The following is an 18230-nucleotide window of genomic DNA, read 5'->3' as shown; positions in this document are numbered from 1 at the left end:
GCGATGGTAACGGATGGGCGCCAAGCTGCAAGGGTCGTCAACGTATTTGCGCCTCGGGCAGGGTCATTGTGCGCGGGATCCTTGCCGCATCCCAGTGGCGAATGCCCCAGGCCAGCAGCTCCCGAGGATTGGCATCGACCAGTTCGGCACCTGGCTCCTGGCCCAGCGCCCGCAAGGCCCGGCACAGCAACGGCGTGGCCTGGTCGGCCGCCAAGGGTGGCGAACGGTAGGATTTGCCCAGCTTGTGCCCGTCCGGTTGGGTGATCAACGGTACATGCAGGTATCGCGGTTGCGGTAATCCGAGCAGCTCTTGCAGATAGAGCTGGCGCGGCGTGGAGTCCAACAGGTCGGCGCCACGCACGATATCGGTCACCCCTTGCCAGGCGTCGTCCAGCACCACGGCCAGTTGATAGGCATAGAGCCCGTCGCGGCGGCGGATGACGAAATCGCCGGCTTCGCGGCTCAGATGCTGGCGGAACTCGCCTTGCACCCGGTCGATGAAGTGATACTCGAGCTCGGGGACGCGCAGGCGGATGGCGGCGTCTTCGGTACCGTGCCCGGCGTTGCGGCACAACCCTGGATACACACCCTGATACGCTTCCAGTTGTTTGCGCGAACAGGTGCAGGCGTAAGCCAGGCCTTGGCTGAACAGGCGGTTGATAACCTGATCGTAGGCCGCATGGCGCTCGCTCTGGCGGACCATCTCGCCGTCCCATTCGAAGCCGTAGCTTTCCAGGGCCTTGAGAATCGCCATTTGCGCGCCAGGTTCTTCCCGGGGCGGATCGAGATCTTCCATGCGCAGCAGCCAGCGCCCACCGACGGCCCTGGCGTCCAGGTACGACGCCAGGGCGGCGACCAGCGAGCCGAAATGCAGGTGTCCGCTGGGGGTGGGGGCGAAGCGGCCGATGTAAGAGGAGGTGGCAGTCATAGGGAAATAATAGTGGAGGAACACTGCCCGCTTGTTGGAGCGAGCCTGCTCGCGATAGCGGTATGTCTGCCACAGCAGAGGTGGCTGATCTGGCGCTATCGCGAGCAGGCTCGCTCCCACAAGGGGTTCATGGGTTCTAAATGGGCCTGATACAAACAAAAAACGGAGCGTATGAACGCTCCGTTTTTCGGCAACAGCCCAGGCAAATTACTTGCCGACCTGTTTTTCCTTGATTTCCGCCAGGGTCTTGCAGTCGATGCACAAGTCGGCAGTCGGGCGGGCTTCCAGGCGGCGGATGCCGATCTCGATGCCGCAGGACTCACACCAGCCGTACTCTTCGTCTTCGATCAGTTGCAACGTCTTGTCGATTTTCTTGATCAGCTTGCGCTCACGGTCACGTGCACGCAGTTCCAGGCTGAATTCTTCTTCCTGACTGGCACGGTCGGCCGGGTCGGGGAAGTTGGCCGCTTCGTCTTTCATGTGGTCCACGGTGCGGTCGACTTCCTGCATCAAGTCCTGTTTCCACTTGTTCAGGATCTTGGTGAAGTGCGCGCGCATGGGGGCGCCCATGTACTCTTCGCCCTCTTTGGGGACATAAGGCTCAAACCCGCTGAGCGACTGATTTTGATTTTGCTTTGCTTGGGTGGGCATGAATGGACCGCCTCTACTCTTGTAATCCACTACGCAGGATTGCTCCATCACCGACACCTGCCGGCCCTGCGGCTGCAAGCGGGCGAACTTACCAGATCGAATCGGGCCGCGCCACTCCCGGTTGTCGAGCCTGCGGCGGGCGGGGCTTCGCAAAGCATGGCCGGGTTCGGTCCGGTGAAGAGGTCATCCTGCTCAATGCTTGATTCTAGTCAAGCCTGGGCCAATCGCCGGAGTCATTTCCTGCGATCCGGGGGCTATGACTGTTTCAGGCTCGCGCTCGTTCCGCAGTTGTTTTCTGACTTGGGCGGAGAGTTGGGTAGAATCGGTTCTTTTTCATGCGAAGGAAGGCTAATGGCTCAGTCCTACAGTGCGCGCAGTCGCGCCATCGAACCTTTCCATGTGATGGCATTGCTGGCCCGTGCCAATGAACTGCAGGCTGCCGGACACGATGTCATCCATCTGGAGATCGGCGAGCCGGATTTCACCACGGCCGAGCCGATCATCCAGGCTGGACAGGCCGCGCTCGCGGCAGGCAAGACCCGCTACACCGCGGCGCGCGGCATTCCCGAGCTGCGTGAAGCCATCGCTGGCTTCTATGGGCAGCGCTACGGGGTGAGCATCGACCCCCGACGTATCCTGATCACGCCGGGCGGGTCCGGTGCATTGCTGCTGGCCAGTGCCCTGCTGGTAGACCCGGGTAAACACTGGTTGCTGGCCGACCCAGGCTACCCCTGCAACCGTCACTTCCTGCGTTTGGTGGAAGGCGCGGCGCAATTGGTGCCGGTGGGACCGGAGGTGCGCTACCAGTTGACCCCCGAGCTGGTGAACCGGCATTGGGACCAGGACAGCGTCGGTGCGCTGGTAGCCTCGCCGGCCAATCCGACCGGAACGCTGCTCTCCCGGGACGAGCTGGCGGGGCTGTCGAAAGCGATCAAGGCCCGTAATGGCCATCTGGTGGTGGATGAGATCTATCACGGCCTGACCTATGGCACCGAGGCCGCCAGCGTGCTGGAAGTCGACGACGATGCCTTCGTTCTGAATAGTTTCTCCAAGTATTTCGGCATGACCGGTTGGCGACTGGGCTGGTTGGTGGCGCCTTCGGCCGCCGTCAGCGAGTTGGAAAAACTGGCGCAGAATCTCTATATCAGTGCGCCGAGCATGGCCCAGTACGCGGCCCTGGCCTGTTTCGAGCCAGCGACCATCGAGATCTTCGAGCAGCGTCGGGCCGAATTCGCGCTACGCCGCGATTTCCTGCTGCCGGCCTTGCGCGAGCTGGGTTTCGACATTGCGGTCGAGCCGGAGGGCGCGTTCTACCTCTATGCCGATATCCGTGCATTCGGTGGCGATGCCTTTGCTTTTTGCCAGCACTTCCTGGAAACCGAACACGTGGCGTTCACCCCCGGGCTGGACTTCGGTCGCCACCAGGCCGGACACCATGTGCGCTTCGCCTACACCCAGAGCCTGCCACGGCTACAGGAAGCGGTGGAGCGAATTGCGCGCGGACTGCGGAGCTGGCAAGGCTGATGCTTTTTTCTCCTGCACTGGAAGAGGGGCGACTGATCCGGCGCTACAAGCGTTTCCTGGCCGATATCGAAACCCTCGATGGCGAACAGCTGACCATCCACTGTCCCAATACCGGCTCGATGCTCAATTGCATGGCCGAAGGCGCACGGGTCTGGTTCAGTCGCTCCAGCGATCCCAAGCGCAAGCTGCCCGGGACCTGGGAGGTCGGCGAAACCCCTCAGGGGCGGCTGGCCTGCATCAATACCGGACGGGCCAACGGCCTGATCGAGGAGGCGTTGCGTGCCGGGGTGATCAGCGAGCTCAATGGCTTCATCGGATTGAAGCGGGAAGTGGCCTACGGCGTGGAAAACAGTCGTATCGACTTTCGCCTGGACTACGAGCACGGCTCGGCCTGGGTCGAAGTCAAGAGCGTTACCCTGGGGTTCGATGGCACGAACATCGCCGCATTTCCCGATGCGGTGACTCAGCGCGGCGCCAAGCACCTGAGGGAACTGGCCTGCCTGGCTCGCGAGGGTGTGCGTGCGGTGCAACTGTATTGCGTGAATCTGAGCGGCATCGACGCAGTGCGCCCGGCCGAGGAAATCGACCCGGGCTACGCGGCGGCCTTGCGCGAAGCGGCAGCGGCGGGGGTGCAGGTGCTGGCTTATGGCGTCACACTGACGCCTGAACAGATGTGGGTGGACCGTGCGTTGCCGGTGCTCCTTGAGCCGTTACAGCTTGACCCAGATGCCTTGCGCGTCCTCCCGGCTGTCTAGCGCCACCAGGAACTGACCGGTACAAGGACCGGCCACGCATTCGCCGCTTTCGATCAGAAACAGCGCGCCATGGGTGGCGCACTGGATCAGGCTGGCACTGGCGTCGAGGAACCGGTCGGAGTGCCACTCCAGCGGGACGCCGCGGTGCGGACAGCGGTTGAGATACACATGGACCTGACCGGCGCGCCGTACCGCCAGCACCTTGCGCCCGTCGATGTCGAAACCGCGACTGTCGTTGTCGGGCAGTTCGGTGTTGCTGCACAGAAATTTCATGCGTGTCTCGATGCTGATGTTGAATGCCTCCCTGCGGGAGTGATTTCACAGTTGACGGTCCGGATAAAGTATTCATCAAATGTCGGGTCGAGAGTACTCGGCCTGACGATTCCATGCCCATCCGTGAACACCTTCGTCGAGAACGCCGCCTGATGCGCCTGATCCTGATTCTGGTCCTGAGTGCCCTGGCCGCTTGCCAGAGCATCGCACCGCCACCCATCAACGGGCGGATCCGTGACCTGCACAACGGTGAGGCGGTTGCGCCCGGGGTTTTGATCGAGCGTCTGGCGAAGGCAACTCGGGTCATCGTGGGTGAGCAGCATGACAACCCGGATCACCACGCGCTGGAATTATGGCTGCTCCAGGCCCTGGACAGGCAGCGGGCGCAAGGCAGTCTATTGCTGGAAATGCTGACGCCAAGTCAGCAGTCGCGGGTCGATGGGATCCGCCAGCAACCTGCCAAGCCGGAAAACCTGCCTGACGCGCTGGATTGGTCGCCGGGTTGGGATTGGAAGCTGTATGGGCCTGTCGTCGAATACGCCTTGGCGCAACGTTACCCGTTGTTGTCCGCCAATCTGGACGCTGTCGAGATCCAGCGCTTCTACCGGCAAGCGCCAGGCTTGAGCGGTGTTCGCTCCAATAGGGTGGCGGTAAAGAACGAATTGCTGGCGCAGATTCGCGATTCCCACTGTGGCTTGCTGCCGGAATCGCAGATGCCGGCGATGGTGGCCGCCCAGCAACAGCGGGATCGGCGCATGGCCGAGCGATTATTGGCTGCGCCAACCCCCGCACTCTTGTTTGCGGGCGCTTGGCATGGACGCAAGGATGTCGGCGTGCCGCTGCATGCGTTGGACCTCGGCACCGGAGAAGCGCCGGTGGTCCTGATGCTGGCCGAGGAAGGCAGCGAGGTCACATCGGCGATGGCGGATTACGTCTGGTACACACCGGCCACGCCGCCGGTGGACTATTGCGCACAAATGCGCGGACAGCCTTAGGCATTTCGCGCGCAAAAAAAGACCCGGCAAAAGCCGGGTCAAATAACCGTGATTAGCCTGATGAGGAGATATCTGAGAGTCCGAACCAAGGGCTTTTCAAATATCGACCAGTCTCGCGACCGGATGTGGTAATCATAGCGATTCTCATTACCATGTCAAACGTTGTTTTCCAATCAGTCCAAATAACTGCTGTGGCCATGGCTGTGACGACAGCGTCAGGCCTTGTGGCGTGTGGAAATGGCGTCCAATTGCTTGTTCAACGCTTCCTTGCGCTCGGCAGGAATGTCATTCCAGTGCATGTCCATCAATGCGCCTTCAATCGCATACAGCAGCACCTTGGAGGCTCGAAAACCACGGGTGCGCACAGCACGATAGGCATCGACCGCTCCGAGTCGACGCAGATCCGAGGCGCTGTGGATCCCTACGGCGTGGAGCCATTGGGCCGACGTCTTGCCCAGATTTTTCAGGTGCTGCAGTTCATCATTCATCGAGCCTCCTTGCGACGGCCGACTGTTCAGTGGGCAAGCTTCTCAGGAGTGTAGCGCTCAGTAGGAAAAGCGTGATTCTTTGGCGGGATTGTCGCAAAAGCTTCTAATGCATTACGCACGATGAGGGCAGGCAGTGGGCACCGTGCGCCCGTCCAGCGCGGGCAGGGGCGCTGGAGGTCGCGTGGGCTTGCCCGGTCTGGTGAATCAGCGGGTGCGGTAGCGCAACCGGGTGCCGAAGTTCATCGACATCAGAATTTCGTCGGCCGATAGCTCAGGTGGGAAATAGGCGCCGGAGATCTGCGCATGGGCCAGGCTCGCGCCTTCCAGCTTCGACTTGCGGAAATCGACGCCACGCAGGTCGGCGGAACGGAAGTAAGCGTCCGTGAAGTCGACGTCGTCCACGTTCAGTTCGCGCAGGTCGAGCCCGCGGAAGTCGCCGCCGCAAAGATCGACCGGGCCTTGGGGGCGTTCCTTGTTGAAGCCTGCGATGTCATCTTTGCGCAGCAAGGCATACAGCGGAGTGTTGAGGATCTTCGGGCGGTTCATGTCAGGTCACCTGTTGGTTTTATGACGCCAGTATAGTGCCACTATTTAATGGCCGTGAAGCCGGGCGTCGCTTCACGGTCGAAATAGTTGGTTACAAGCCTGGCAGCCGCTGGCGAATCTGCGCGACCACGTTGTCGAGCGTGCCGCTTTCATTGGTCTGGACCGGTTTGCTGCAGAGGATCTCCTCCGGCGTCAGCGCTTCGCGGTTGGCCTGCTGTGCGGCGATGACGGCCAGGGTCGCGTCGGAGGGGTCTTTCTGATCGGCCTGACGCTGCGCGAGCCTGCTTTCGACGACCGCTTGCGGGGCATTGCAATCGAGGATCAGGAATGGGGTGCCCGTCGCTTCGGCGATTTTCGCTGCGACCTGACGCTGATCGTGCTTGAGGTAAGTGGCATCGATGACCACCGGGAACCCCGCGCGCAGGATCCCTCCGGCGATTTCATGCAAGCGCGCATACGTGGCGCTGCTGGCATCGCTGCTATAGATGCCGGCCTGGGGATCGTTCTGCACCTGTTGCTCACCGAACAGGCGCTTGCGTTCCACGTCCGAACGCAGGCGAATTGCCCCCAGTGCTTCCACCAGGCGCATCGCGACGTGGCTTTTGCCTACCGCCGAAACGCCGTGGGTGATGGCCAGGAATGGCGATGGAATGGTGCTGTAGCTTTCAGCCAGGTTGGCGTAGTTGCGGTATTGGCGCAGGGTAGTGGCGCGCTGTACCGGGTCGGCTTCGGCCGGCATGCTGAACAGTGCGATCTTGGCCCGGACCAGGGCCCGGTAGGCTTTGTAGAAGTTCAGCAACTCCAGGCCCTGGTAATCGCCGGTCAGCTCCAGGTACTGGCTGACGAATCGTCGTGCCAGGGACTTGAGCCCGCGGTCTTCCAGGTCCATCGCCAGGAACCCCGTGTCGCCGTAGACGTCGGTGAAACGGAACGGTTCGTTGAATTCGATGCAGTCGAAAATCACCACGTTGCCATCGATCACGGTGGCATTGCCCAGGTGAATGTCGCCGTGGCATTCGCGGATGAAACCTTCGGCCTTGCGCTGGATGAACAGTGGCTTGAGGCGTTCGAAACTGCTTTCAGCCCAGGCTTGCAGGGCTTCGAGCTGCGCCAGGTCAGTCTTGTCGCTGAGGAACGGGCGGATCTGTTCGAAATTCTGCCGCACCGGTGCCATCACGCTGTCCGGGGTGCCGGCCGGGTTTTCGGCGGGGACCTTGGGCGTGGAGAGGTGGAACCGGGCGATTTGTTCAGCCATTTCGTCGACGTGGGCAGTGGTCAATTCACCGTTGGCCTGCAACGTGCTGAGCAGTTGGCTCTGCGGGAACTGACGCATCTTCAGGGCGTATTCGATCGCCGGTCCGTCACCGTTCAGTTGTGGCGCTTCGGCGCTGCCGGTGATCGGCAGCACTTCCAGGTACAGATCCTGGGTCAAGCGCTGGTTCAGGCGCAGTTCTTCGCCACAGAAATGCTTGCGAGCGTCCAGGTCAGTGAAGTCGAGGAAGCCGAAATTGACCGGCTTCTTGAACTTGTAGGCATAAGGACCGGTGAGCAAGACCCAGGAAATGTGGGTTTCGATGACCTGGAACCCTTCGACAGGGTGCGGGTAGAGGGCCGGGTTTTGCAGGGCAGCGATCAGTGACTGGCTCACAGGCGATCCTTCAGAGTCTGGAAAAATTCAAGGCCGTCATTATGGCGGCAAGCTGCGTTAACGCAAACCGGATGGCCTGCGCATCACGCTGCGTATCGGGCTCATGTTGAACCCTCGCAAAGTGCGTATAATCCGCCGCCATGACTCGTACCCGATCCCCTCGTACCCCCAAGAAACCACCCGCCAGCCGCCTGCGGCCGTGGCTGGGCTGGGCCCTTAAACTCGGCCTGGTAGGCCTCGTCGTGCTTGCCGGTTTTGCCGTCTACCTCGACGCGGTAGTCCAGGAGAAGTTCTCCGGCAAGCGCTGGACGATCCCGGCCAAGGTCTATGCGCGGCCGCTGGAGCTGTTCGTCGGACAGAAGCTGAGCAAGGACGACTTCCTCACCGAACTCGACGCCCTGGGCTATCGCCGTGAAAGCGTGGCCAATGGCCCGGGCGAAGCTTCCGTCAACGGCAACACCGTCGATCTCAATACCCGCGGCTTCCAGTTCTATGAAGGCATGGAACAGGCGCAAGCGGTGCGCGTGCGGTTCTCCGGCGACTACGTGGCTGCATTGACGGGCGCCAACAATGCCAGTCTTTCGGTGGTACGCCTCGAGCCGTTGCTTATCGGCGGCCTGTATCCGAAGAACCTCGAAGACCGGATCCTGATCAAGATCGACCAGGTGCCGCCGTTCCTGATCGATACGCTGGTCGCCGTCGAAGACCGGGATTTCTATCATCACTTCGGCGTCTCGCCCAAGTCGATTGCCCGGGCCGTCTGGGTCAACACCTCCTCGGGGCATATGCGCCAGGGCGGCAGTACCCTGACCCAACAGCTGGTCAAGAACTTCTACCTGACCAACGAGCGCAGCCTCTCCCGCAAGCTCACCGAAGCCATGATGGCGCTGTTGCTGGAGTTGCATTACGACAAGCAGGAGATCCTCGAGGCGTACCTCAACGAGGTCTTCATCGGCCAGGACGGTCAGCGGGCGGTGCACGGTTTCGGCCTCGCCAGCCAGTTCTTCTTCAGCCAGCCGTTGTCCGAACTCAAGCTGCATCAGGTGGCGCTGCTGGTGGGCATGGTCAAGGGGCCATCTTCCTACAACCCGCGGCGTAATCCGGAGCGGGCCCTCGAACGTCGCAACCTGGTGCTCGACCTGCTGCAACAACAAGGCGTGGCGACGGCCGAGCAGGTCGAAGCGGCGAAGAAGATGCCATTGGGCGTGACCAAGCGCGGCAGCCTGGCGGACAGCTCGTTCCCCGGTTTCCTCGACCTGGTCAAACGGCAACTGCGTGAAGACTATCGCGACGAGGACTTGACCGAAGAAGGCCTGCGGATCTTCACCAGTTTCGACCCGATCCTGCAGATGAAGGCCGAAGCGTCGGTCGAGGACACCTTCAAGCGCCTGGGCGGGCGCAAGGGCGCCGAGGACGTGGAGGCCGCCATGGTGGTGACCAACCCGGAAACCGGTGAAGTCCAGGCCATGATCGGCAGCCGCCAGGCCAGTTTCGCCGGTTTCAACCGAGCCCTGGATGCCGTCCGCCCGATCGGCTCGCTGATCAAGCCGGCGGTGTACCTCACCGCCCTGGAAAAACCAAGCCAGTACACGCTGACCAGTTGGCTGTCGGACGAGGTGTTCTCGGTCAAGGGCGCGGACGGCCAGGTGTGGAAGCCGCAGAACTATGACCGGCGTTCCCACGGTACGGTTTTCCTGTATCAAGGGCTGGCGCATTCCTACAACCTGTCCACGGCTCGCCTGGGGCTGGAAGTCGGTGTGCCGAACGTGCTCAAGACCCTGGCGCGCCTGGGCGTAAACCGCGAGTTGCCGGCCTTCCCGTCGATGCTGCTGGGGGCCGGCGGTCTCACACCGATCGAAGTCGCGGCGATGTACCAGACCCTGGCCAACGGCGGCTTCAATACACCGATGCGCGGGATCCGCAGCGTGCTCACTGCCGACGGCGAGCCACTCAAGCGTTATCCGTTCCAGATCCAGCAGCGTTTCGATCCAGGTTCCATCTACCTGATCCAGAGCGCCATGCAACGGGTCATGCGGGAAGGTACCGGCAGCTCGGTCTATAACGTGCTGCCCCGGACCCTGACACTGGCGGGCAAGACCGGTACCAGTAACGATTCCCGTGACAGTTGGTTTGCCGGTTTCAGCCAGGACCTGCTGGCTGTGGTCTGGCTCGGTCGTGATGACAACGGCAAGACGCCGTTCACCGGCGCCACCGGTGCATTGCAGGTCTGGACCAGCTTCATGCGCAAGGCCGACCCGTTGCCGCTGGATATGCCGCAGCCGGACAACGTCGTTCAGGCCTGGGTCGATTCACGCACCGGCCAGGGCTCCGATGCCAATTGCCCGGGCGCAGTGCAGATGCCGTATATTCGCGGCAGCGAACCACCGCCCGGTGCCGCCTGTGGCGGACAGAATCCAGCCGAGTCGGTGATGGATTGGGTCAAGGACTGGATGAATTAAGCAAAGAGGGTTTCACGTGAACAAGTGGTTGATTCCAGCGGTAACTGCCGTGGCTTTGCTCAGTGGTTGCTCGACCGTACAGCGCGGTTCGATTCCGGTTGTCGACTCCGGCACTGCCGTTTCCAACAGTGAAAGGGTGTCGGCCAACGGCGGTTTCCGTCAAACGACGGTGAAACGGCCGGTGCAGGGCCAGGTCCAGGCGATTCCTCAAGGCGACACCGGTGTGGTCGTGATGGTGCCCGGTGGCGGTGCCACGACCTCGGCGCCGATCAGCACCACGCCGATCACGCCCGGGCCCATCACGCCGGGGCCTGTCGAGACCGCGCCGATCAATCAGGGCAGCTACAACATGCCGGCGTCGCCCGGCAGCATTCCGTCGGCCGGCTCCGGTGGCCTGTCCGCCGATGAACAACTGGATGGTCCGGTGCTAGCGCTGCTGACCACCGCCCAACAGCAACAGGCCAGTGGCGACCTCAACGGTGCCTCTTCCAGCCTGGAGCGCGCCCAGCGCGTAGCGCCGCGTGAACCCCAGGTTCTGTATCGCCTGGCCCAGGTGCGTATGGCCCAAGGCGACGCGCCGCAAGCCGAGCAACTGGCCCGTCGCGGTCTGACGTTCACCAGCGGTCGTCCGGCCCTTCAGGCCAGCCTGTGGGAACTGATCGCCCAGGCGCGTGAGAAACAAGGCGATTCGGCTGGCGCGGCACTGGCCCGTCAGAAGGCCAAGGTTTCGCTCTGATGGATACGCGTTTTCCCCAGATCGCCGATCAGTTGCTGCTGATCGAGCGGGAGTTGCGGGTCCAGGGCTGGTGGAGCAGCGTTTCGCCTTCGATCGAAGCGCTGGCCAGTGTCGAGCCGTTCGCGGTCGACACCCTGGACTTCGAGCAATGGCTGCAATGGATTTTCCTGCCGCGGATGAAAGCCATCCTGGAAAATGACCTGCCGCTGCCCAACGCCTCGGGCATCCTTGCCATGGCGGAAATGGTTTATGCCCAGCGCCCGGGGCAGGGCATCGAGTTGCAGCGACTGCTGTCGCAGTTCGACCGGTTGATCAGCGACGTCAGCTAACTGCCATCACTGGCAGTGTTCCTCGATCTGCTTGCTCGTCTCGTCGATTCGCTGGCGCCGTTCCTCATCAGTGAGGCGACGCATTTCCCCTTCCACGTCTTCACGAACCCGCGGGTTGTTCTTCAATTGCGCGAGGTTGGTCCGGGCCTGCTCGCAGAACACCTTGAGCTGGGCTTCCTGGTCGGCCACCTGCTGCTTGACCTGTTCGTCAATGGCCTTTTGGTCGCCAATGGTGCCGGCGGGGGCGCGCGCGGGCGGTTTGCCGACAGGCGGTGAGGATTTGATTACGGTCGCGGCCCCTGTGCCTTCGGGCGGCTGGGCGCTGAAATGGGTCACCCCTTGGGCGTCTACCCATTTGTAGATCTGACCGGCCATGCATATCGGGCTCAGGCCAACCAGCAGGCTGGCCGTCAGTAGGAACATTCGCATGCTGTTTCCTTGTCATGGATTGCGCAATTGAAGCTAACACAGTTGTCGTTTAAAGGTTTTTTCTTGCGTTCTCATGCGCTTACTTCGAATAAACCCCATAGACGACTTGACTTGCAGAAGGCGAAACAGAAGAATCCAAAGTCCGCTGTAGAGGGACTGCCAGAAGCAGGCCCACTCGGCAGATCATGAGGCGCATATCCGCGTCGACCTGTTACACCCGCAACGCGTTACCTCGCGCTGGGTGGGAAAGGCCCGCAACACTTGGGACGATCCCAATACTTGCTCAGTCAGTGCTGACGTAGTCGGCGACCACCGTCGCTCATGCTCTGCCGAGAAGTAAACCTATTAAGACCCGTCCCCTTTTGAGGGTCGGTATTCTGGCGTTTTAGAGGTGAACAACGTGGAGCTTTTATCTGGCGGTGAGATGCTCGTCCGCTTCTTGCGTGACGAAGGCGTCAAATATATCTACGGGTACCCGGGTGGTGCTCTTCTTCATGTCTATGATGCCCTGTTCAAAGAACCGGAAGTGACCCACATCCTGGTTCGTCACGAGCAGGCGGCAACCCACATGGCTGACGGCTACGCCCGCGCCACCGGCAAGGCCGGCGTGGTGTTGGTGACTTCCGGTCCGGGCGCCACGAACGCCATCACCGGTATCGCCACGGCCTACATGGACTCCATCCCGATGGTGATCATCTCCGGCCAGGTGCCCAGCACCATGGTCGGCACCGATGCGTTCCAGGAAACCGACATGATCGGTATTTCCCGGCCGATCGTGAAGCACAGCTTCATGATCAAGCATCCGTCGGAAATCCCGGAAGTCATGAAGAAGGCCTTCTACCTGGCCGAGTCCGGTCGTCCGGGCCCGGTGGTGGTCGATGTCCCGAAAGACATGACCAACCCGGCCGAGAAATACGAATACATTTTCCCGAAGAAAGCCAAGCTGCGCTCCTACAGCCCAGCCGTACGCGGTCACTCCGGGCAGATCCGCAAGGCAGCCGAAATGCTCCTGGCGGCCAAGCGTCCCGTGCTGTATTCGGGGGGTGGCGTGATCCTCGGCGGTGGCTCCGCGCCGTTGACCGAACTGGCGAAGATGCTCAACCTGCCGGTCACCAATACGCTGATGGGCCTGGGCGCCTTCCCGGGCACCGACCGTCAGTTCATCGGTATGCTCGGCATGCACGGCAGCTACACCGCCAACCTGGCGATGCACCACGCCGATGTGATCCTGGCCGTCGGCGCACGTTTCGATGACCGGGTCATCAACGGTGCGGCGAAGTTCTGCCCGAACGCCAAGATCATCCACATCGACATCGACCCTGCATCCATTTCCAAGACCATCAAGGCAGACGTGCCGATTGTCGGTCCCGTGGAGAGCGTCCTGACCGAAATGGTCGCGATCCTCAAGGAAATCGGCGAGACCCCGAACAAGGAGTCCGTGGCCAGTTGGTGGAAGCAGGTCGATGAGTGGCGTGGCGACCGTGGCCTGTTCCCTTATGACAAGGGCGACGGCAGCGTGATCAAGCCGCAGACCGTGATCGAAACCCTCTGCGAAGTGACCAAGGGCGATGCCTTCGTGACCTCCGACGTGGGCCAGCACCAGATGTTCGCCGCGCAATACTACAAGTTCAACAAGCCCAACCGCTGGATCAACTCCGGTGGCCTGGGCACCATGGGCTTCGGTTTCCCGGCGGCCATGGGCATCAAGTTGAGCTTCCCGGATGTCGACGTCGCCTGCGTCACCGGCGAGGGCAGCATCCAGATGAACATCCAGGAACTGTCCACCTGTCTGCAATACGGTTTGCCGGTGAAGATCGTGATCCTGAACAACGGTGTGCTGGGTATGGTCCGCCAATGGCAGGACATGAGCTACGGCAGTCGTCACTCGCATTCCTACATGGAATCGTTGCCTGATTTCGTCAAGTTGGCCGAGGCCTATGGTCACGTCGGTGTGCGCATCACCGAATCGAAGGACCTGAAGTCGAAGATGGAGGAGGCGTTCGCCATGAAGGATCGCCTGGTGCTCATCGATATCGCGGTCGACACCAGCGAACACGTCTATCCGATGCAAATCAAAGACGGTTCCATGCGCGATATGTGGCTGAGCAAGACGGAGCGTACCTAATCATGCGACATATTATTTCCCTGCTTCTGGAAAACGAACCGGGTGCTCTGTCTCGCGTAGTGGGCCTGTTCTCGCAGCGCAACTACAACATCGAAAGCCTGACGGTGGCACCAACCGAGGACCCGACCCTGTCGCGTCTGACGCTGACCACCGTGGGCCACGATGAGATCATCGAGCAGATCACCAAGAACCTGAACAAGCTGATCGAGGTGGTCAAGCTCGTGGACCTGTCGGAAAGTGCTCACATCGAGCGCGAACTGATGCTGGTCAAGGTCAAGGCCACCGGCGCCCAGCGCGCCGAGATCAAACGCACTACCGATATTTATCGTGGGCAGATCGTCGATGTCAGCGCCAGCGTCTATACCGTTCAGTTGACCGGTACCAGCGACAAGCTCGACAGCTTCATCCAATCGATCGGCACTGCCTCGATTCTGGAAACCGTACGCAGTGGCGTCACCGGGATTGCCCGTGGCGACAAAGTACTGAGCATCTAAATCAAATTAGCGAATGGCCTGAATGGCCGGATATAGGGGAAATTCATGAAAGTTTTCTACGATAAAGATTGCGACCTGTCGATCATCCAGGGCAAGAAAGTCGCCATCATCGGCTACGGTTCCCAGGGTCACGCCCAGGCGTGCAACCTGAAGGACTCCGGCGTTGACGTGACCGTCGGCCTGCGCAAAGGCTCGGCCACCGTTGCCAAGGCAGAAGCCCATGGCCTGAAAGTGGCTGACGTGGCTTCCGCCGTTGCCGCCGCCGACCTGGTCATGATCCTGACCCCGGACGAATTCCAGGGCGCGCTGTACCGCGACGAAATCGAGCCGAACATCAAGAAGGGCGCTACCCTGGCCTTCTCCCACGGTTTCTCGATCCATTACAACCAGGTCGTGCCGCGCGCTGACCTCGACGTGATCATGATCGCGCCGAAGGCTCCGGGCCACACCGTGCGTTCCGAGTTCGTCAAGGGCGGCGGTATCCCTGACCTGATCGCGATCTACCAGGACGCATCGGGCAACGCCAAGAACGTCGCCCTGTCCTACGCTGCCGGTGTTGGCGGCGGTCGTACCGGCATCATCGAAACCACCTTCAAGGACGAGACTGAAACCGACCTGTTCGGCGAGCAGGCCGTTCTGTGCGGCGGTACCGTCGAGCTGGTGAAAGCCGGGTTCGAAACCCTGGTCGAAGCTGGCTACGCGCCGGAAATGGCCTACTTCGAGTGCCTGCACGAACTGAAGCTGATCGTTGACCTCATGTACGAAGGCGGTATCGCCAACATGAACTACTCGATCTCCAACAACGCCGAATACGGCGAGTACGTGACCGGTCCGGAAGTGATCAACGCCGAGTCCCGCCAGGCCATGCGCAACGCCCTGAAACGTATTCAGGACGGCGAATACGCCAAGATGTTCATCAGCGAAGGCGCTACCGGCTATCCTTCGATGACCGCCAAGCGTCGCAACAACGCTGCCCACGGCATCGAGATCATCGGCGAGCAACTGCGCTCGATGATGCCTTGGATCAGCGCCAACAAGATCGTCGACAAAGCCAAGAACTGAGTCGCGGACTTGATCGAAAAAACGCGGCCTCGGCCGCGTTTTTTCGTTTGGGTCATGGCTTCTGGTATAAAGCTGCATCGTTTGCGGCCGAACCGTCGTCCCAGACGCCTGTCGAATTTTTTCACACCGTTGCAAGGTACTGTCCATGAGCGAACGTCCCGACGAGCCAAACCAGGCTCCTGACGCCGAAAGCATGCTGCCCATCGATGAACACGTCGAAGAAGGTCATGACGCTGAAGGCCGTAAGGTCCGGCATCGTGGCATCTATCTGCTGCCGAACCTGTTTACCACCGCCAACCTGTTTGCCGGTTTCTATTCCATCATCAGTTCCATGAGCGCCCAGGCTGCCCTGAGCGCCGGTGATGCTGCCGGGGCGAGTCGTTACTTTGCTCTTGCCGCCATTGCCATCTTTGTCGCCATGGTGCTCGACGGCCTGGACGGGCGCGTAGCCCGCATGACCAATACCCAGAGCGCATTCGGCGCCGAGTACGACTCGCTGTCGGACATGGTCGCTTTCGGCGTGGCCCCGGCCTTGCTGGCGTTCGGTTGGGCGCTGGGTGACATGGGCAAGGTCGGTTGGATGGTCGCTTTCATTTATGTCGCGGGCGCCGCGTTGCGCCTGGCGCGTTTCAACACCCAGGTCGGCAAGGCCGACAAGCGTTACTTCATCGGCCTGGCGAGTCCGGCTGCGGCAGGCGTCGTGGCGGGCGTGGTCTGGGCGTTCAGCGACTATGGCATTCAGGGGTCGAAGATGTCCTTCCTGGTGGCGCTGCTGGTCGCGGCGGCCGGTATGCTGATGGTCAGCAACATCAAGTACAACAGCTTCAAGGAGCTGGATCTGAAGGGGCGCGTGCCGTTCGTGGCGATTCTGGCAGTGGTGCTGGTGTTTGCGGTGGTCTTCAGTGATCCGCCGCGGATTCTGTTGCTGGTGTTCCTTGCCTATGCCGCTTCCGGACCGGCGCAATATTTGTTGCGTCTGCGCCGACGCTAAACGTTGCCTTAATGTAATTTCCCCCATACTCCGCAGTCTATTGGTGCATCTGCCCTCCAATACTGCGGAGTTGTCATGCTGATCAAGATCCCGAAGTCGTCCGACTGCCGTGAATCGGACGTCACCCCCGAGTCCCTCTATCTGTCCCGTCGCCAAGTGCTGGGAGCAACCGTGGCCGGCCTTGCCGTGAGCGGCCTGCCGCGTTGGGCGAGTGCCGCCGAAGTGGCGCGTTATCCAGGCGTGGAGCCTGGCAAGGCGCCCTCCTGGTTTGCCGAAAAGCTGCCATCTACCCAGTGGGGCGCGGTTACGGTCAAGAATGAGCCGATTACGCCGTTCAAGGATGCAACCCACTACAACAACTTCTATGAGTTCGGAACCGACAAGGGCGATCCCGCGGCCAACGCCGGGTCCCTGAAAACCGAGCCCTGGAGCGTGGTGGTGGATGGGGAAGTGGGCAAGCCCGGACGCTACGGCCTGGAAGACTTCATGAAGCCCTATCAATTGGAGGAGCGGATCTATCGACTGCGCTGCGTGGAAGCCTGGTCGATGGTCATTCCGTGGATTGGCTTCCCCATTTCTGCGCTGCTCAAGCAGGTTGAGCCAACCTCCAAGGCCAAGTACATCCGCTTTGAAACGTTGCAGGATCCGAAGACCATGCCCGGCCAGCGCTCGGGCTTCGCCTTGATCGACTGGCCTTATGTAGAGGGCTTGCGACTGGATGAGGCGATGAATCCACTGGCCATCCTCGCGGTTGGCATGTATGGGCGGGAGTTGCCGAACCAGAACGGCGCACCGCTGCGGCTGGTGGTGCCATGGAAGTATGGCTTCAAAAGTGTGAAATCCATTGTGCGTATCAGTCTGGTCAGCGAGCAACCCAAGACGACCTGGCAAAGCATTGCGTCGGACGAGTACGGCTTCTATGCCAACGTCAACCCGACGGTCGATCACCCGCGTTGGACCCAGGCGCATGAACGTCGTCTGCCGAGCGGACTATTCAGTCCCAATGTGCGCGATACATTGATGTTCAACGGCTACCAGGATGAAGTCGCTTCTTTATATACAGGGATGGACCTGAGGAAGGACTACTGATGCGTTTTCCAGTGTGGCGGATTGGTGTCTTCGTCGCGGCGGCAATCTGGCCGTTGCTCTGGCTCTACGAGGCGTTGATGAATGCGTTGGGGCCCGATCCCGGCAAAGTACTGGTGGACCGGTTGGGATTGGGCACGCTGATCCTGCTTCTCATCACCTTGAGCATGACTCCTTTACAGAAGTTGACAGGGTGGGCGGGGTGGATCGCGGTCAGGCGCCAGCTCGGATTATGGTGCTTCACTTATGTGGTGCTGCACCTGACTAGCTACTTGGCCTTCATCCTGGGATTCGACTGGTCGCAATTGGGCGTCGAATTGAGCAAGCGGCCATACATTATCGTCGGGGTAGTTGGCTTTCTCGGTTTGTTGGCCCTGGCCGTCACGTCCAACCGTTATAGCCAGCGACGCCTGGGTGTGCGTTGGAAGAAGTTGCATCGCCTGGTTTACCTCATTCTCGGGCTTGGGTTACTGCACATGTTGTGGATCGTGCGGGCGGATCTGAAGGAATGGGCAATCTATGCCTTTATCGGAGGTGTCCTGATGGTGCTGAGGATTCCTTCGATTACGCGCCGGATCCCGCGTTTGATGGGTAAGAAAGTATCTTCTGCCACAAAAGCGTAATTAAGGGTTGACGGCAGATTCTGAGTCTCTATAATTCGCCCCACTTCCGGCGCAGTCGAAACGGAAAACTCCTTGAGTTTCAATGAGT

General features: G+C 60.8%; 19 protein-coding genes. 12 read left to right on the top strand and 7 right to left on the bottom strand.

Features of this window, described 5'->3' with window-relative positions; all coding sequences use genetic code 11:
- Positions 1 to 37: 37 nt before the first annotated feature.
- Both gluQRS and dksA read right to left on the bottom strand, forming a co-directional pair.
- Complete coding sequence (gene gluQRS / locus N005_RS00095; protein WP_047698277.1) at positions 38 to 928, bottom strand: tRNA glutamyl-Q(34) synthetase GluQRS; 891 nt, start codon at positions 926 to 928, stop codon at positions 38 to 40.
- Positions 929 to 1135: 207 nt separating this feature from the next.
- Positions 1136 to 1579, bottom strand: a complete 444-nt coding sequence (gene dksA, locus N005_RS00090) for an RNA polymerase-binding protein DksA (protein ID WP_047698275.1) — start codon at positions 1577 to 1579, stop codon at positions 1136 to 1138.
- Positions 1580 to 1930: 351 nt separating this feature from the next.
- Between dksA and N005_RS00085 the strand changes: the two genes are divergently transcribed.
- Positions 1931 to 3103 (top strand): pyridoxal phosphate-dependent aminotransferase, encoded by a 1173-nt coding sequence (locus tag N005_RS00085; RefSeq protein ID WP_047698273.1) that lies wholly within the window; start codon positions 1931 to 1933, stop codon positions 3101 to 3103.
- Positions 3103 to 3858 carry a DNA/RNA nuclease SfsA gene (gene sfsA / locus N005_RS00080; protein WP_047698271.1) on the top strand — a complete coding sequence of 252 codons (756 nt, stop codon included), beginning with the start codon at positions 3103 to 3105 and terminating at the stop codon, positions 3856 to 3858. Before N005_RS00085 ends, sfsA begins: the two co-directional genes overlap by 1 nt.
- On the opposite strand, the gene N005_RS00075 is transcribed toward sfsA, so the two are convergent.
- Entirely contained in the window at positions 3814 to 4131 is a 318-nt protein-coding gene (locus N005_RS00075; RefSeq protein WP_047698269.1) for a Rieske (2Fe-2S) protein, read from the bottom strand. The two genes, sfsA and N005_RS00075, sit on opposite strands and share 45 nt — an antisense overlap.
- A gap of 152 nt (positions 4132 to 4283) precedes the next feature.
- On the opposite strand from N005_RS00075, the gene N005_RS00070 reads away from it, so the two are divergent.
- Complete coding sequence (locus N005_RS00070) at positions 4284 to 5126, top strand: ChaN family lipoprotein (RefSeq protein WP_047698329.1); 843 nt, start codon at positions 4284 to 4286, stop codon at positions 5124 to 5126.
- 215 nt (positions 5127 to 5341) lie between these two features.
- On the opposite strand, the gene N005_RS00065 is transcribed toward N005_RS00070, so the two are convergent.
- The 3 genes from N005_RS00065 to N005_RS00055 all read right to left on the bottom strand — a co-directional run bounded on the left by N005_RS00065 (position 5342) and on the right by N005_RS00055 (position 7808).
- Positions 5342 to 5614: a TfoX/Sxy family protein gene (locus N005_RS00065; RefSeq protein WP_024779602.1), complete on the bottom strand. Its 273-nt coding sequence runs from the start codon at positions 5612 to 5614 to the stop codon at positions 5342 to 5344.
- A gap of 204 nt (positions 5615 to 5818) precedes the next feature.
- Complete coding sequence (locus N005_RS00060) at positions 5819 to 6160, bottom strand: pentapeptide repeat-containing protein (RefSeq protein WP_047698266.1); 342 nt, start codon at positions 6158 to 6160, stop codon at positions 5819 to 5821.
- 91 nt (positions 6161 to 6251) lie between these two features.
- Complete coding sequence (locus N005_RS00055; protein WP_047698264.1) at positions 6252 to 7808, bottom strand: bifunctional aminoglycoside phosphotransferase/ATP-binding protein; 1557 nt, start codon at positions 7806 to 7808, stop codon at positions 6252 to 6254.
- A 140-nt stretch (positions 7809 to 7948) separates the two neighbouring features.
- Here N005_RS00055 and mrcB point away from each other — a divergent pair, with 140 nt between their 5' ends.
- Genes mrcB through N005_RS00040 form a run of 3 tightly spaced genes read left to right on the top strand, consistent with a single transcriptional unit; the run spans position 7949 to position 11332 of the window.
- The gene (mrcB, locus tag N005_RS00050) at positions 7949 to 10267 is read left to right on the top strand and encodes a penicillin-binding protein 1B (protein WP_047698263.1); all 2319 of its coding nucleotides are present in this window, start codon (positions 7949 to 7951) and stop codon (positions 10265 to 10267) included.
- Between the two features lie 16 nt (positions 10268 to 10283).
- A complete protein-coding gene (locus N005_RS00045; protein ID WP_047698261.1) occupies positions 10284 to 11003 on the top strand; it encodes a tetratricopeptide repeat protein in 720 nt (239 codons plus the stop codon).
- Positions 11003 to 11332 carry a YqcC family protein gene (locus N005_RS00040; RefSeq protein WP_047698259.1) on the top strand — a complete coding sequence of 110 codons (330 nt, stop codon included), beginning with the start codon at positions 11003 to 11005 and terminating at the stop codon, positions 11330 to 11332. The genes N005_RS00045 and N005_RS00040 overlap by 1 nt, the downstream gene beginning before the upstream one ends.
- 6 nt (positions 11333 to 11338) lie before the next feature.
- Here N005_RS00040 and N005_RS00035 read toward each other — a convergent pair whose 3' ends face one another.
- Entirely contained in the window at positions 11339 to 11761 is a 423-nt protein-coding gene (locus N005_RS00035) for a DUF4124 domain-containing protein (RefSeq protein WP_047698257.1), read from the bottom strand.
- A gap of 400 nt (positions 11762 to 12161) precedes the next feature.
- Here N005_RS00035 and N005_RS00030 point away from each other — a divergent pair, with 400 nt between their 5' ends.
- The 6 genes from N005_RS00030 to msrQ all read left to right on the top strand — a co-directional run bounded on the left by N005_RS00030 (position 12162) and on the right by msrQ (position 18142).
- Positions 12162 to 13886, top strand: a complete 1725-nt coding sequence (locus tag N005_RS00030; protein WP_047698328.1) for an acetolactate synthase 3 large subunit — start codon at positions 12162 to 12164, stop codon at positions 13884 to 13886.
- A 2-nt stretch (positions 13887 to 13888) separates the two neighbouring features.
- On the top strand, positions 13889 to 14380 hold the full coding sequence (ilvN, locus tag N005_RS00025; RefSeq protein WP_003205610.1) for an acetolactate synthase small subunit: 492 nt from the start codon (positions 13889 to 13891) through the stop codon (positions 14378 to 14380).
- A gap of 45 nt (positions 14381 to 14425) precedes the next feature.
- Positions 14426 to 15442 carry a ketol-acid reductoisomerase gene (ilvC, locus tag N005_RS00020; RefSeq protein WP_024779611.1) on the top strand — a complete coding sequence of 339 codons (1017 nt, stop codon included), beginning with the start codon at positions 14426 to 14428 and terminating at the stop codon, positions 15440 to 15442.
- Between the two features lie 145 nt (positions 15443 to 15587).
- The gene (gene pssA, locus N005_RS00015) at positions 15588 to 16433 is read left to right on the top strand and encodes a CDP-diacylglycerol--serine O-phosphatidyltransferase (RefSeq protein WP_047698254.1); all 846 of its coding nucleotides are present in this window, start codon (positions 15588 to 15590) and stop codon (positions 16431 to 16433) included.
- 75 nt (positions 16434 to 16508) lie between these two features.
- Positions 16509 to 17522: a protein-methionine-sulfoxide reductase catalytic subunit MsrP gene (gene msrP / locus N005_RS00010; protein ID WP_047698253.1), complete on the top strand. Its 1014-nt coding sequence runs from the start codon at positions 16509 to 16511 to the stop codon at positions 17520 to 17522.
- Positions 17522 to 18142, top strand: coding sequence for a protein-methionine-sulfoxide reductase heme-binding subunit MsrQ (msrQ, locus tag N005_RS00005; protein ID WP_047698251.1), 621 nt, complete (start codon positions 17522 to 17524; stop codon positions 18140 to 18142). Before msrP ends, msrQ begins: the two co-directional genes overlap by 1 nt.
- The last annotated feature ends 88 nt before the right edge of the window (positions 18143 to 18230 follow it).

Origin of the sequence: Pseudomonas mediterranea CFBP 5447 (genome assembly GCF_000774145.1) — a bacterium.
Classification (GTDB): Bacteria; Pseudomonadota; Gammaproteobacteria; order Pseudomonadales; family Pseudomonadaceae; genus Aquipseudomonas; species Aquipseudomonas mediterranea.
This window is presented reverse-complemented; position numbering and strand designations above follow the sequence as displayed.

Excerpts from the sequence above, each read along its gene's own strand:
- gluQRS (WP_047698277.1), bottom strand. The coding sequence starts at position 928 with ATGACTGCCACCTCCTCTTACATCGGCCGCTTCGCCCCCACCCCCAGC.
- mrcB (WP_047698263.1), top strand. The coding sequence starts at position 7,949 with ATGACTCGTACCCGATCCCCTCGTACCCCCAAGAAACCACCCGCCAGC.
- N005_RS00060 (WP_047698266.1), bottom strand. The coding sequence starts at position 6,160 with ATGAACCGCCCGAAGATCCTCAACACTCCGCTGTATGCCTTGCTGCGC.
- sfsA (WP_047698271.1), top strand. The coding sequence starts at position 3,103 with ATGCTTTTTTCTCCTGCACTGGAAGAGGGGCGACTGATCCGGCGCTAC.
- N005_RS00065 (WP_024779602.1), bottom strand. The coding sequence starts at position 5,614 with ATGAATGATGAACTGCAGCACCTGAAAAATCTGGGCAAGACGTCGGCC.
- N005_RS00070 (WP_047698329.1), top strand. The coding sequence starts at position 4,284 with ATGCGCCTGATCCTGATTCTGGTCCTGAGTGCCCTGGCCGCTTGCCAG.
- msrP (WP_047698253.1), top strand. The coding sequence starts at position 16,509 with ATGCTGATCAAGATCCCGAAGTCGTCCGACTGCCGTGAATCGGACGTC.
- N005_RS00085 (WP_047698273.1), top strand. The coding sequence starts at position 1,931 with ATGGCTCAGTCCTACAGTGCGCGCAGTCGCGCCATCGAACCTTTCCAT.
- ilvN (WP_003205610.1), top strand. The coding sequence starts at position 13,889 with ATGCGACATATTATTTCCCTGCTTCTGGAAAACGAACCGGGTGCTCTG.
- N005_RS00075 (WP_047698269.1), bottom strand. The coding sequence starts at position 4,131 with ATGAAATTTCTGTGCAGCAACACCGAACTGCCCGACAACGACAGTCGC.
- ilvC (WP_024779611.1), top strand. The coding sequence starts at position 14,426 with ATGAAAGTTTTCTACGATAAAGATTGCGACCTGTCGATCATCCAGGGC.
- dksA (WP_047698275.1), bottom strand. The coding sequence starts at position 1,579 with ATGCCCACCCAAGCAAAGCAAAATCAAAATCAGTCGCTCAGCGGGTTT.
- msrQ (WP_047698251.1), top strand. The coding sequence starts at position 17,522 with ATGCGTTTTCCAGTGTGGCGGATTGGTGTCTTCGTCGCGGCGGCAATC.
- pssA (WP_047698254.1), top strand. The coding sequence starts at position 15,588 with ATGAGCGAACGTCCCGACGAGCCAAACCAGGCTCCTGACGCCGAAAGC.
- N005_RS00040 (WP_047698259.1), top strand. The coding sequence starts at position 11,003 with ATGGATACGCGTTTTCCCCAGATCGCCGATCAGTTGCTGCTGATCGAG.
- N005_RS00035 (WP_047698257.1), bottom strand. The coding sequence starts at position 11,761 with ATGCGAATGTTCCTACTGACGGCCAGCCTGCTGGTTGGCCTGAGCCCG.